Source organism: Pseudomonas sp. GL93 (genome assembly GCF_003408955.1).
GTDB classification, from domain to species: Bacteria; Pseudomonadota; Gammaproteobacteria; order Pseudomonadales; family Pseudomonadaceae; genus Aquipseudomonas; species Aquipseudomonas paracarnis.
On record NZ_NKRF01000137.1, the window covers coordinates 12215 to 27043 of the forward strand.

At 61.8% G+C, this 14829-nt stretch carries 7 protein-coding genes; 4 read left to right on the forward strand and 3 right to left on the reverse strand.

Annotated elements, in window-relative coordinates:
• Nucleotides 1–12 precede the first annotated feature (12 nt).
• A complete protein-coding gene (locus CER19_RS28320) occupies nt 13–4692 on the forward strand; it encodes a neuraminidase-like domain-containing protein (RefSeq protein ID WP_116668806.1) in 4680 nt (1559 codons plus the stop codon).
• A complete protein-coding gene (locus CER19_RS28325) occupies nt 4689–9119 on the forward strand; it encodes a SpvB/TcaC N-terminal domain-containing protein (protein ID WP_116668807.1) in 4431 nt (1476 codons plus the stop codon). The genes CER19_RS28320 and CER19_RS28325 overlap by 4 nt, the downstream gene beginning before the upstream one ends.
• A gap of 54 nt (nt 9120–9173) precedes the next feature.
• Here the strand turns inward: CER19_RS28325 and CER19_RS28330 are convergent, their stop codons facing one another.
• The 3 genes from CER19_RS28330 to CER19_RS28340 all read right to left on the reverse strand — a co-directional run bounded on the left by CER19_RS28330 (nt 9174) and on the right by CER19_RS28340 (nt 13190).
• Entirely contained in the window at nt 9174–12068 is a 2895-nt protein-coding gene (locus tag CER19_RS28330; protein ID WP_116668808.1) for an RHS repeat-associated core domain-containing protein, read from the reverse strand.
• A 130-nt stretch (nt 12069–12198) separates the two neighbouring features.
• Complete coding sequence (locus tag CER19_RS28335; protein WP_116668809.1) at nt 12199–12744, reverse strand: putative natural product biosynthesis protein; 546 nt, start codon at nt 12742–12744, stop codon at nt 12199–12201.
• A 62-nt stretch (nt 12745–12806) separates the two neighbouring features.
• Nucleotides 12807–13190, reverse strand: coding sequence for a DUF2946 domain-containing protein (locus CER19_RS28340; protein ID WP_116668810.1), 384 nt, complete (start codon nt 13188–13190; stop codon nt 12807–12809).
• A 181-nt stretch (nt 13191–13371) separates the two neighbouring features.
• Between CER19_RS28340 and CER19_RS28345 the strand changes: the two genes are divergently transcribed.
• Together CER19_RS28345 and CER19_RS28350 are read left to right on the forward strand one after the other, a co-directional pair.
• Complete coding sequence (locus CER19_RS28345; protein ID WP_116668811.1) at nt 13372–13980, forward strand: SCO family protein; 609 nt, start codon at nt 13372–13374, stop codon at nt 13978–13980.
• The gene (locus tag CER19_RS28350) at nt 13980–14462 is read left to right on the forward strand and encodes a copper chaperone PCu(A)C (protein ID WP_116668812.1); all 483 of its coding nucleotides are present in this window, start codon (nt 13980–13982) and stop codon (nt 14460–14462) included. The genes CER19_RS28345 and CER19_RS28350 overlap by 1 nt, the downstream gene beginning before the upstream one ends.
• Nucleotides 14463–14829: the final 367 nt, after the last annotated feature.

Consider the following 14829-nt stretch of genomic DNA (forward strand, 5'->3'; position numbering starts at 1 on the left):
CAAGGAATGACCATGTCTCACACCCTCACTCAACACCTCAACGAACACCTGCGCGATGCGATGCTGGGGTTTTACCTCAACAGCGTACTGCCCCAAGACGCTGCAGTAGCCGACACCGTCAAGTCCGTCGACGATATCTATGCCTACTGGCTGCTCGACCCTCAAGTCAGCCATACGGTACCCACCACCCGTATCGCCAGTGCAATTGCCAGCGTGCAGCAGTACATCAACGGCATTTACCTGGGCCTGGAGCCTGGCTACGACGAACAGGGCATGAGCGTTGACGAACAGACCGAGTGGCAGGACCAGTTGCAGTCCTATTCGCTGTGGCGTGCACACCAGCAACTCCAGCACTATCCGGCAAGCTTTCTGAGCCCCACCTTGCGGCATGACAAAAGCGACAACTTCAGGCAACTGGAAAACCAGCTCAATCAATTTCGTATCGAGCCTGCACCGCTGCACACCGCCGTCCACAGCTACTTAAGCGGCTTCGAAGCGCTCGCCAACATCAAGACCCTCAATGGCTATATAGACGGTGATAAAGACAGCTTCGCCAGCAGTACTTATTACTTCACCGGCAAGTCCAGCTCGGAAAACACCTATTACTGGCGCACGCTGAAGATGGCCTCGGGCGACGCGGCCGTCCCGGCAGCCTGGTCCGGTTGGCAAAAGATCCCGCTGTCGATTGACGATAACGTCCCCGAACAGACGATTCGTCCGGTGGTGTTCAATGGGCGCCTCTTCGTGGTGTGGGCTCAATGCATCAACCCCACATCGTCGTCGAGAGACATCACCCCGATTGGACGAGGCGATCTCGAATCGGAAAAGGAATACCAGCAACGGCTGGAAACCCGGATCAAGACCACCTACTTGCAGCTGCGCTTGTACTTTTCCTATAAAAAACTGGATGACAGTTGGAGCGTGCCGCAGGCCTGCATTCAGAAATACAGCCTGGCACAGGGCCTGGACGGTTTGAGCTCGGAAGACCTGATGAGCGCCACGGCGTCCATCGCCGTACTCGATTCAAAAAGCCAACCGCCGTCACTGTTCCTGGGCCTGAGCGCACAGCCGAACCATCAAACGGCTTCCTCGCACAACGGCCTGCATCGGCATTTCTTTCAAGCGATACGGCTGGATCAACACTTCAACGTCCATTGGCTTGAAACCCTGGGCAGCACTCGGCGGATGTTCTCCTGGCATAAAGAGTCGGAACTGGCCGGGCGCTACCTGGCCCTGTTCGGGCACCACAACAGGGCCAGGTTTCAGTTCAGGGCGCCCGAAACGGTCCAGGTCAAAGTCGATTCCCTGGAGAACCACACGCCCCATCACGCCACCAATGGCTGGAATTACGAAGACAATCAGCAGCATATCCGCAGTCTTTCGGCTGAGAGCGATATCCGGTTCAACCGCACGACGTCAGTGCTGGAGGTCACCACCCGCCTGGAAAAACGCTTCGAGCCGCACCGCACTGTCAGGTTCAGCAAGGCAGATGCACTGGTCAATTTGACCATCACACTCAGCACCAGCGGCCCTGCCAAAAACGCGACGCTGGCGTTAGGCCCCACCGCTGAAATATTTCTGGAGGGCGCCAAGCTGGCAAGCTTCTCCAACGTGCGCATCGACTTGACCCTCAAGTGCAATGAGACCGGCGTCAGCTATGCCCAATTCATAAAAAATGCAGCGAATCAGCCGGCGACCTTTACCCTGCCGCAGATTGGAAAAGATGAAGAAAACCCGAAAAGCACGACATTCAATCTGCGCGACAAACGCATCAGCGAGGAAGCCTTCGACTATTTTTTCAACACCCCGGACGCGACCTACACCGCTACCCTGTCGTTCTACAACCACCAGGCGGAGTCCAGCAGCCACGCCTACGATCTGTTACTGGACAAGGTCCAGGTTCAACAGAAACAACGCCTGTACAAACCCGTATTGATGTTTCCGAAGCAGGGACAAAGTGCATTACCAGAAAGCCCCCACCGCAATAACACGGTACTCGTCGGCCTGGCAGACGCCTCCCGGCGCACCCTGCGCGACACCTTCACCGAACTGTCCGAGACGCACACACTTGAAGCGCAGATAGAACTCTCCCCCAAGACCTTGCACCCCTACCACGAGGACCTCACTAACACGACGGCTTCCCCATTGACGCTGATTCACGGCGTATTGATGCTGGAGAGCGATGTGCACTACCCCGACCCCATCATCCTGGGCTACGCGTTGAAAACCGCGACCTTCACCCTGCCGCCCAATAACAGCACCCCCATCATTCCACTGGCTCCGTTTATCCGGCGACTCGCTACCCCGCCCTATGGCACGGCAGAGTTCATCGACTTCAACGGGTCCACTGTCGAGTCTCTCGATAAGCCTGAAAACAAACGAGCGCCCATACGCACCAACACCTGCGTGGCGGGGCTCCTGGCAAAAACCGCTGGCGCAGGTTTGCAGCAGCTGTTCGCCTTGGCGCCGGATGCCTGGCGCGAGCCACCATTGCCGGACGAAAAAGACACCAGCTCACTGGACTTCCAGGGCCCCTATGGCGCGTATTACTGGGAGTTGTTTCTTTACCTGCCCTGGCTGTTGGCGCAACGCCTGAACCAGGAACAGCAATACGCCGAGGCCGAAACGTGGATACGCTACGTGTTCGATCCCGTCCACCCATCTGACGTTTGGCGCCTGCCCGCGCTGCTTGCCAGTACGCCACAAGGGCACCACGCCTCTTCCTTGTCCCATCCATTGGCGAAAAGCAGTGCGGTACATTTTCGCCAGGCGCTGTACCTGTTGTACGTCGACATTCTGCTCAATCGCGGGGATGCGGCCTACCGGCAACTGACCCGTGACAGCCTGGCCGAAGCCAAATTGTGGTACATCCGCGCCAAGGGTTTGCTCGGGCCAAGACCGCCGCTCAACCCGGTGGATCCCTGGGCAACCACGACCCTGGACAAACTGCAAAACCCTTCCACCCTCGACAGCAAGGCAGTGCCTGCGAACACCTCGCGGCTGTGTCGGTCCCTGAGCCCTGACTTGCTGCTGCGTTGGGACAAAATCGAATCTCGCCTGCACAACCTGCGCCATCATCTGGACCTGACCGGCAAGCCCTTGAGCCTGCCGCTGTACACCGCCACGCTGTCGCCGCAAACGCTGCTCGCTGCCTACCAGCAAGGATCTGCCGGCGCCAGCCTGCGCCCGTCGCTGCGCACCGCCCAGGCCGCGCACTATCGCTTCCAGGTGCTGCTGGGGCACGCGTTGCAGGCAGTCGACAACCTGACCCAATTGGGGACGACCTTGTTGTCATTGTTCGAACGCAAGGAGCAGGCCCAGTACCTGGAAACCCAGCAGCAGCAAGCCTGGGATTTGGCCAGGCTGGCCGTCGAGCAGCAAGCCCAGGCCGTACAGTTCGATGCCAGGAACAGAGAGGCCTTGCTGGCCGGGCGTCGCATTGTCGAGGCACGCGTCGCGTTCTTTGAACAGCAACTCAAGCGTGGCATCAGCCCGGCCGAGGCCCAGGCCACCCAGGAGTACCAGGACAGTGCGCGCTGGGACACCGCCGCCGCCGTGGCACAAGCCGGCGCGGGCCTGGCCATGCTGATACCGAACATTTTCGGCACCTCCAACGGCGGCGTGCGCTACGAGGGCGCTTTTCACGCGCTGCACGCGGCGTCCCAAGGCATTGCCAATGATAAGCGCGCCAACGCAGCCCACCTGGACCGCGCCGACCTGTTCGCCCGGCGCGCCGCCGAATGGGCCCATTCACTGGACCAGGCACGCCTTGAACTGACGCAGGTCGACGCCCAATTGCAGGCTTACACCGAGCAGGAAGCCCATACCCGCTTGCAACTGGGCCTGGCCCAGGCCAGCTTCACCCAAGCACGAACCCTGTACGACCAACTCGGCAAACGCTTCACCAACGCCCAGTTGTATCAATGGCTCAACGGCCAGTTGTCGACCTTCTACTACCAGGCCTATGACTCGACGCTGTCGCTGTGCCTGGCGGCCGAGGCCTGCTGGCAGGAAGAGCGCGCGCAGTGGGACAAGCACTTCATTCAAACCCAGCCCTGGACCCATCAATACCGAGGCTTGAGTGCCGGCGAAGCGCTCAAGCACAATCTGCTGAGCATGAGCAGCGCCTACCTCACCCACAACGAGCGTTTGCTGGAGATCACTAAAACCGTGTCGTTGCGCCATCTGCACAGCAAAGACCCTGTGGCGACGCGTGAAAAGCCCTGGGCCACGCTTAAAGCTGACCTGGTGAAAACTGGCACCTTGACCTTTGAACTGACCCTCAAGCTGTTCGACGACGATTACCCCGGCCACTATCTGCGGCGCATCAAGCACCTCAGCGTGTCCCTGCCTGCCACGCTGGGGCCTTATGAAGATATCAAGGCCATCCTCACCCAGACCACCAACACCACGCACCTCACCCCTGCGGCCAAACACACCGAAGCTGCAGTAAAAAAAGACCTGCGCGCCAAACAACAAATCGCCCTGTCCAGCGGGCTCAACGACAGCGGATTGTTCACCTTGAACTTCGACAGCGACGAGCGTTACCTGCCGTTCGAATACACCGGGGCCATCTCCACCTGGCAACTGACCTTTCCCAACCACACCCGGCAAAACGCCCTGCTCGAATCCCTCACCGATATCATCGTGCACCTGCGCTACACCGCTAAAAACACCGGAGGTCAACGATGAGCGTGCAGCCGCCCGACCTCCTGGAACCGAAGATTCCTGCGCTGCCCAAGGGCGGTGGCGCCATCCAGGGCCCCAGCGCGCAATGGGGCGCCGTGGGCACACGGGGCGAAGCGTGCCTGGAGGTGTCCTTGCCGATTTCGCCGGGCCGTGGCTTCACGCCTGCATTGAGCCTGGGTTATCGCAGTTCCCAGGGTAACGGGCCCTTCGGCCTCGGCTGGGCGGTGTCGGCAGGCGCCATCAGCCGTGATACCCGCAAAGGCGTACCGGCCTACGGTGATGACGACCGTTTCATCAGCCCCCAAGGTATCGACATGATCCCTGAGCGTGATGCCGACGGCGCAATTCAGGCCACAACCTGGGACCACTATAACGGCCAGGCCCTAGACGAACCCCACCGAGTGGTGCGCTATTTTCCGGTGATAGAAGCGCGCTTCGACCGTATCGAGCATTGGTCTTGCGACAGCGACAAGGCCGGGTTCTGGCTGGTTCAGGGGGGCGACGGCTGCGTGCACCTGTTCGGCAAGACCCTGATCGCGCGGTGTGCAGACCCGAACGACGGCCTACGTGTTGCCCAATGGCTGTTGCAGGAAAGCCTCAACCCTTTGGGTGAGCAGATCTATTACCACTACAAACCAGACGACCAGCCGCCAAGCGCCGCCAGGGACTATCGCGCCCAGCGTTATCTGGCGCGGGTGTGCTACGGCAACCTCAAGCCCCTTGAGCACCTGGCGCTGTGGCGCGCGGACGCCCTCGCTGACAAGCAATGGCACTTCGAACTGCTGCTGGATTATGGCGAACGCCACACTGGCCTGAGCCAAGTGCCGACCTATGCCGAACAACACGCCTGGCCGGTCCGCAACGACCCGATCAGCAGTTATGCCTATGGCTTTGAGCTCGGCACCCGGCGGCTGTGCCAACAAGTGCTGATGTTTCATTACTTCCCCGACGAGCCGAGCCTGGGCGCCGAGCCGGTGCTGACGCGGCGCATGTTGCTGGAGTACACCGATCGCCACGCCATCGGCAATTGCCTGTTCGCCGTGCACAACCAGGCCTATGACGCCCAAGGCACCGCCCGTGCCTGGCCGCCCTTGGAGCTGGCCTACAGCGCCTTCGGGCCGACACTGGAAACCGCGCACTACCAAACGTTTGACGCCATGGCGGGCATCAACGACGGGCAGCATTACCAACTGGTCGACCTGTACCGCGACGGCTTGCCGGGCATCCTCCACCGCACCGATAAAAGCTGGTACTACCGCGAGCCCCTGAGGGCGTCCGGCCAGGCCGACAGCAATGCGCTGGCGTATGGGCCATGGCAGGCGTTGCCACGCATTCCCCTCGCTGATAGCACCCAGGCCACGCGCCAGGCGCTGGCGGATCTTAACGGCGATGGGCATCTGGAATGGGTGGTGGCGCAACCGGGGCTGAGCGGCTTTTTCAGCCTCGACTCGCAGCGGCAATGGTCGGGATTCGTGCCTTTTGCGGCGATGCCCCAGGAGTTTTTCCACCCCCACGGGCAACTGGCCGACCTGATGGGCAGCGGCAGGCTGGACCTGGCCCTCATCGGCAGCCGCAGCGTGCGCCTTTATGCCCAGCGCCAGGACGGAGGCTTTGATCCTGGCCAGGACGGGCGCCATGGGCCCGACGATGACGGGCTGCCAACCCTCAGCCACACGCCGACAGAGCTGATCGCTTTTTGCGACCCGCTCGGCAGCGGTCAACAACACCTGGTACGCATTCGCCATAACGAACTCAAGTGCTGGCCCAACCTCGGGCGTGGTCGCTTCGGCAAGGGGTTTGTATTCGCCCCACTGGCGTTCGACCCTGCCACCTTCGATGCCGCCAACATTCGCCTCGCCGACCTGGATGGATCAGGCGCCGTGGACCTGATTTACCTGGCACCCGACCACTTGCAGGTCTACATGAACCGCGCCGGCGGCGGGTTGACGTCGGCACCGATGACGCTGCGCTGGCCCGAGGGGGTGCGCCATGACGCTACGTGCCAGGTCAGCTTCGCCGACCTTCAAGGCCTGGGCTGTTCCAGTCTGATCCTGAGTGTGCCGCACATCCATCCGCAGCATTGGCGCTATGACTTTGTCAGCGTCAAACCGTACCTGTTAACAGCCACCCTGAACAACATGGGAGCGGCTACCCAATTGCACTACCGCAGCAGCGCCCAGGAATGGCTCGATGAGAAACACCACTGGCAGACACTGGGAATGGCCCCGGACAGTAGCCTTGCGTTCCCCGTGCCAGTGGTCAACCGGCAACGGCAAAAGGACCTGGTCAGCGGCAACCGCCCGACCCAATACTTTTGTTACCGCGAAGCCAGCTATGACCGTGACGAGCGCCAGTTCATCGGCTTCGGCCTGGTGCTGCAAACCACTCAGCCGCCCACTGCCCGTGCACGGTCAGGCGTGTTGACCAAGCGCTGGTTCAACACGCTGACGCCCCCGCGCGAAGCGTTTTACGCGGCTGACGCGCAGGCCCCCACGCTCGGCCCGTCCCTGCTGAGCCAACTGGAAGCCGGCCACACACGCGATACGCTGATCGCCGCGCCCGGCGCCTCGACCTTGCGCGCCATGCAGCGTGCGCTGGCGGGCAGCCTACTGCGCGAAGAGGTGTATGCCGCCGCCGATGCGCCGCAGCAGGCAGTGCCATACTCAGTGCAGCAACAGCGCTATCTGGTGCGCCAACTGAACCCTTCGCTCAAGGCCGGCGAGCCGGCCGTTCTGCTGCCGTTGCTGCTGGAATCGATGACCTGTCGTTACGAGCGCCAAAAGGATGACCCTTGCTGCCAACACACCCTGAATCTGCGCTGGGACCGCTACGCGGGTAACCTGCACTGGGTGGTGGTCGATTATGCCCGCCGCAAGACTGCCAGCGACTCCCCGCCAGCGGCGCTGGCCCACGAGCAGCAGTGGTGGCGCGACGCACACGACTCGGCGCAGCAGGCTTATTACCTGAGCGAGACCTGCGCCCAATTCATCCACTTGGACGCCGCGCAGCGGTGGCGCTTGCGGCTGCCCTACCAGCAACGCAACAACGCGCTGGTGCTGAGCAAAGAGGCGTTATCGGGTAGCACCATCAGCTATGAGCACTTTGTCGCCGAGGGCTCGTCCAACCCGCTGGGGCCGGATGCCCAACGCCAACTGGGCGGGCTGTGGAGGCAGCATTATTGCCTGGCCGAACACACTGCGCCCTTACCGCCCGGAACCGCGAACTTTCAGGCCCTGCTCGCTTACGTCGAAACAGCCGAACTCGATCAGCAGGCCCTGGATGTGTATCAGGACCGCGCTATCACTGCCACGCTGACCGAACAGCACTATCGGCCCATGACCGCGTTCCTGTCGCCAGCCGCCGGGCTTGACGAGGCCATCACCCTGTGGTCGCTCGGCCAGGGTTACACCCGGTATGGCCAAGCCGACACCTTCTACCGGCCTCGTCGTCATCAGGCGAGCCTGAGCCACGGGTTCACGCACACTGAATACGATGCCTATGGGCTGCACGTTATCAAGGTGCAATCGGCCGACGGCTGCTCGACCCAGGCACAGTACGACTATCGTCTGGGCTTGCCGGTGCTGGTGACCGATGCGCAGCGTACCCAGCGGTATGCACACTACGATGCCCACGGGCATTTGCTGGCGACCGGCCTCAAGGGCGAAGAGCAGAGCAAACCTGTCGGCCATGACACTCGCCAGTCCTTCACCCGCGCGCTCGACTACGGGCCGACGCAGGCGTTGGCAGATCCGCAGACAGCCTTGCTCAACGTCCAGAGTGCGTGCGTCTACGATGTGTTCAGTTGGATGGGACAAATCCCGTCCGCCAGTCTCCAGGCAGCCTGGGTCAGTAGCGCTTACCTGCTGCCCAGCGGGCATATTCGCGCCTCGGCCTGGGTGCGGCTCAACAGCCTGACCGACCCGCAGGCCCATCATCAAACCCTCAAGCGCCTGATTCGGGCGGCCAGGCAAGTGCCCGTGCATGCCGTGGTGCTGCATGCCGACCGCTGGCAAGGAACCTCGCAGGAACGGCAGATCCATGTCGCCCTGGCCTTCAGCGACGGCTTTGGCCGAGTGCGGCAAACCCAGGAAAAAGCTGCGCCGGGACCAGCCTTTCAGGTCGATGACAGCGGTCTATTGCGCGCAGGCGCCGAGCAAACAGACTCAGCGAACCGTTGGCGGATCAGTGGCCGGGTGGAGTACGACAACCAGGGTGGCCTGGCGCGGACCTGGCGACCTTACTTCGCCGACCGTGCCGGCTATATCGACGATGCGGCCTTCAATACCGCGCGCCAAAGCGAGCAACACTTTTATGACGCCTTGGGGCGCCCGGTGCGCGTGCTCACTGCCAATGGCGACACACGGCGTCAGACTTACTGGGCCTGGTACAGCATCGCTGAGGACGAGAACGACACTCACACGCCAACCTGACAACAGAGCCGGGCCGTTACACGGCCCGAGTTCCTGCGACTGACGTTGCGCGCATTAACGGCGGTGAGGGTTCATCACCCTGACCGCCCGATAATTGAGCCCGCTGGTGTGCTGGATCATCACTCGATAGGCGCCACGACCGCGCTGCCCGCGATAGCCCGGCAAGTCAAAACTACGGACATTCTGCCCGCCCGCCATGGCATGCCCGGTATGAAAGTCCAGGGTGCGGGCTTCCAGGCGGTTGATCACGTTCCTGAGAATCCCACCGCCAGGGCCGCGTAATTCATTGAGAACAGACTCAACGTCAATCACGAGCCGCTCAGGCTCCAGCCCGGAGGAAGGTCCTGGGCTTACCGGTTCCACGGCGGGCTCCTCAGAAGCGGAGCCTTGGCGGCCCACGCTCGTGACCCTGGTTTGCGGTTGTACTTCGGTGTGGGTCAGCCCAGCCGCTGGAAGCGGGCTGGCGCCCACCTTGCGTGCCGGGGCGCGCAGTTCTATCCCTACAAACCCCAACCTGGCAAGCGTAAAGCTAGGGTTGCGCTCCGTTAGTGAAGCGGTTTCAGCCTGCTTCCTGCGCTCAGTGGGCCCAAGGTACCCATAGAGCCCGCCACGCGCGGCCGGCGTCAGTCCGTAGGAAAGACTTTTGGTGTCTGGGGTGGCCAGCCTGTGCTGCAGGAAAAACGCCGCCAGTTCGGCGATTTCATCCTCGTCGGCCCCCTGTCGCGAGCCCAATTCCTGCGCGTTGCGCAAAGCTTCCTGCTGATAAAACGCGAGGCGCCGTTGCGGGCGAGCCGCCGCCCATTGATGCAGGTAAAACCCTACGCTCGCGATGCCCAGTATCAACCCGAAATAAGCGATCTGAGCGGCGGAACCTATTTCTACCCCTACCGCGTGCCCCACCAGCAACGCAATGACCAGGTAGGTCACCAACTCAAGGGCCGGGTGGCGTTGCAACCCATTATCATCCACATATCCAATGGGATTGTTCCCCACCATCGCATAGAGGTTCAACCCATCCACATCCCCCGCCGGGTCGGCGCTGATCCACCGTAGCAACCAAGGCGCGTAGTACCTGAAGCCGTAATAATACAAACCGCTGGCGTCGCGTTCCTTGCCCGAATAGCGCCGGTTTTTATAGCTTGCCTCCAGCGCATTTTTCGCCGCCCACCAGGCGGTTGCGCCGAACGGGTAATAACTTTCCTGGCTCAGCAGGCCGGCTTTCTCGTCCAGCTCCAGGGTGCTGCTGCCCAGATGATCATCGAGACTGAATCGCAGTTGCTCATCCAGCATCTCCTCGGGTCGCAGCTGTTCCCACTGCAATCCTCTGGCCGAATGACGCCCGGCCTGGGCGAGCACCACGTTCAACCATTCGCCATCCGGCCCCTGGCGATGCAATTCAAGCCCCGGCAAATAAAGCACTTCATGGGTGTGGACCTGTGCCTTGCCATGAGCCACTCGACGCTTGACCACCCGCTGGCCGGCGCCGTCGTACAGATAGATTTCATCGTCATGTTCGCCATTGTCACGCAGCACCTGCGCGACGCGAACCAACTGGTTGCGCACATTCCAGGTCAACGCCTGCCCAGGGGTCAAAGCCATAAGATTGCCGCCCTGGTCAAAGCCATCGCCCAGGCCCGGAGCCTTCGCGCCCTCGCGGGCAATCACGCTGTGATTACTGTGTTCGCCCACCTGCATCCGTTGCGTGTAACCGCTGCCGGTGCTGGGCACATGCCGCATCTGCGTCAGGTTACCGGCCGAGTCGTAGGCATAATGGCGCGTGTAGTTGCCCCAGAGGTTGTCGTCTTTAGCACCGAACGTGACGCGCCCCGGCAGTGCGGATGCGCCGGTGTTACGCGCATTTTCACGGCCGGTAGCCTTGATCAATCGCGACAGGCTGTCGTATTCGAATGTGCTTACTGCCTCCACCTGCGCGTTGCTGGCCCAGCGGGTCGGCTGCGCCGCATCGCGGATGCGCAACACATTGCCGACCCGGTCGTAGCTGTAGAAGAGGTCTTGCAGTCGCTTGCCTGCCGAATCCTTGAGGTGGGCGCTCAAGCGTGTCAAACGTCCATCGGTCTCCGAATATTCGGCAACGCTGAGCACGCCATTGCCCAAGCGTTCGCTCAACACCTGGGCCGAGGCGTTGACGCTGCGTTGATCCACCAGGGTCTTGCGCGCTCCGCTTTTGAACAGGATCTCGCTTTTCGTCAACTGGCCGTCGACACCGTATTGAGATTGCTGGCGATTGCCGCGCGCGTCGACTTGCTCCAGCCGTTGCCCCAGCGCATCGTACTGCCAGGTGGTGGTGAAGGCTTCGTCTTGCAACTGGGCATCGCGTTCACCCACGGGCAGCGGCCAGTCGGGTGCCGTGAGCGGCGTGCGCAAGCGCCGGGTTTGCGCGGTGATGTTGCCCTGCACGTCGTAGCGCTCAACGAGCAACGTGCCTGCCGGGTCATCGTGACGAATCAGGCGGCCACAACGATTGCGCGCCGCCTCCGTGGACGTCATGCCCGCGTAAGTCATGCGCTCAATGCAGCGGTCAGCCGCCTCCTCCTCGGCGCGCTCGAATACCGCCACGGGGCGTAGCAACGGGTCGTATTCGAACCGCTGGTGGGTGCCCCGGGTGTCCCACCGTTGCACGACCTGGCCGCCACTGCCAAGCAAACGGGTCTGACGACCCGCATCCACGCTGTCGGTGCTCAACACTTGCCCGCCCAAGCTATAACGATGAGACAGATTGGGCGGCACGTCGGAATCGGCAGTGTGCAACTCAAACAGCCTGGGGTCCCACTGTTGCTGCAACAGGCCGCGAGCGTCGAATACCTGCCGCGTGACCTGCGCGGTGGGTGATTGCTGCGCGGTATTGCGATGGTACGCCACGCTGCGCACGGCTAACCCTCGCGGGTCGACCACCGTCAGGGTGGGCGTGTTGTGATGCAAAGAAGACATAACCTGATGACCTGCAAAACCAAAGAAGCCTAGAGCCTAGTCATCAGGTCGATGCAAGCCTGCGGGCACCGCACACTGCATAGTGTGCGGCGCTTCCGAGGGTGTCGTGAGGCTTACCGGGCGCGGCGCTTCAGGGCACTGGCCGCCAGCCGCTGAAGGCGCCTTGCGCACTCAATGGGCACCAGGCGAAATCCCAGGTGGGAGGCGGCAATGCCGCTTGCTGCGCGGCAATCGAAGGGTAGCCCTTCCAATCGAACAAGGTCCAATCGCGCCAGCTCAGGACAATGCCTGCCGCCGGGCTGTCGTCCGTCAGCACCCATCGCGCGGCCGCGGCGGCCATGAAGGCCTCGATCGGTTCCTCATCGATCTGCGTGCGGTACGCCGAACTCAGCAACCAGCGACATACGTTCAAATGGTAAGTCCAGTCCAACGGCGGCTGGGTGCGATAGGCCCAGGTCATGAAGGCGCGAAACAGGTTCAGGCCTTCCGGCGGGTCGAGCTTGAGCAGCGCCGGGCAGATGTCGAACAAGGTATGCCAGTGAGGCAGCAGGCGCGCATCCAGGTGCACGAAACAGCGCGAATTACTCGGGTAATCAGGCAGCGCCGGCTGCGCACGCAGGCGCCGCGACGCCTTGCTGACCAGGCGGCTGGCGCCGGCAGGCAATTGAGGGTTCATAGAGCGTACTCACAATCGTGACGAGAGAATGCCTCCTGGTCACAGGAAGCCCAAGGCACACGTCAGGATGCGGGAGAAGCGCGGGGGTTGGCCGAGGGCCAGCAATAGCGCGGCGGCGCCTTGTTGCGCCGCTCATGGGTGACACGTGGGGCGTGGGTGAGGCCGAGCAGCCAGGCCAGGCCGATCAGAAACACGAGGGCGACGCTAACCGCGTTGCATACCGGGCAGGCAAAGTAGTTCGAGATGTTGCTGGAAGACGGGTTTGCCAACCCTTTGTCGGAAATTGGCGACTGGCCGCCGTCCACCGAACAGAACAGCCCGCCGATGCCGTTGAGCTGCTGCCCCATCATCTGGCCATGCCCCAAACCGCAGGCGAACAGGTTCATCAGCACGCAGAAGTACAGAGCCCAGGCGATCAGTGAGCGGTCAGAGTGGCGCAATTTCATGGCGGCGACTCTACCACCGAAGCCACAAAAGGATGAAGCGCGACGCGCCCCTGTGGCAGAACGTCGCAGATTACGCAAGCGGGCCAGGGTTGCTAGACTCTGCACCCTTCTCGTTACTCCTTTTCCAAGCCTGGTGAGGCAGCTCCATTGCTTCGCAGGCGTTTCACAGGATGCACAGTTGATGAGTACGTTATTCACCCGCCGCAAAGTGCTGACAGGCATGGGCCTGTTGGGCCTGAGCAGCCTGCTGGGCGGCTGTGACTACACCCCCAAGCTGAACTTCAAGTACGGCAAGGACCTCAGTGACAAGATCATGGGCCGCACCTTCAAGCTCAAGAACACCGACGGCGAAACCGTCACCCTGAGCTCGTACAGCAGTTTGATGCCGGTGGTGTTCTTCGGCTTCACCCAATGCCCCGCCGTCTGCCCGACAGCCCTGGCACGCGCCGCCCAGGCCAAGAAGCTGATGGGCCGCGAGGGCAGGATCATGCAGGTGCTGTTCATCACCCTGGACCCCGAGCGCGACACCCCCGAGATTCTCAACAACTACGTCAAGGCTTTCGACCCCACCTTCGAAGCGCTCTATGGCACCCCGGAAGAAATCGCCGTGGCCGCCAAGGAGTTCGGGACCTTTTATGAAAAGATCCCCGCCGGCGACCCCTATCCCCTCCCCCACACCGCCACAAGTTTCGTGTTCGACACCCGTGGCAACCTGCGCCTTGGCTTGCAGGCATCCCTTACCGCTCAAGAGTGCGCAGAAGATCTGCTCACCGTCATGGAGGTCTGCTAATGACTGCCGTTCAACACCTCAAGCGTCTCACCCTCGGCCTCACCCTGCTGGGCCTCGCCGCCCACGCCAGCGCCCAAGTACAAGTGACCGACGCCTGGGTGCGCGCCTCCGTAGCGGGCCAACCGTCCAGCGGCGCCTTCATGACCCTCACCGCCGACAGCGACAGCAAACTGCTGAGCGTCGCCTCGCCGGTCGCCAAGGACGTACAGATTCATGAGATGAGCATGAAGGACGACGTGATGCGCATGGGCCCAGTGGACTCGGTGGCCCTGCCTGCCGGCAAAACCGTCAAGCTCGACCCGAACGGCTACCACGTGATGTTGATGGGCCTGACCGCCCAGATCAAGGAAGGCGACCAGGTGCCGCTGACCCTTACGGTGCAAGATGCCAAGGGGGAAAAGCAGGCTGTGGAAGTGAAGGCGACAGCCCGTGGGCTGGATGGCATGGACCATAGCAAGATGGACCATAGCAAGATGCATTGAGTAGGCCGCTTTTTCTCCCACGTCACCACGATGCGAAGCGAGCCGATCTTGATCTTGATCTTGATCTTGATCTGCTTTTGATCTTAGGCGCCCCGTTAAACCACGCTGGCCGGAATTCGACAGGGATTTGGGGGGTAAACCGGCAGGGATGCCGGTTTAGCCGCCCCGCGCCATGGAAGGCGCGTGGCGGCGGCCCCCCAAATCACTGGCGGATTACGGGCACACCGAGCCTAAGCGAGGTGCCGAGTGGTGGGGCAAGAGCCCTTTTGGTGGGCCTGTCCCGTGACAACGGACGCCAAGAAGCGATACTTAAATCGTTCTCTTGGAGGTTGCCATGTATCCATCCACTCGCCGTAACTACACCGAT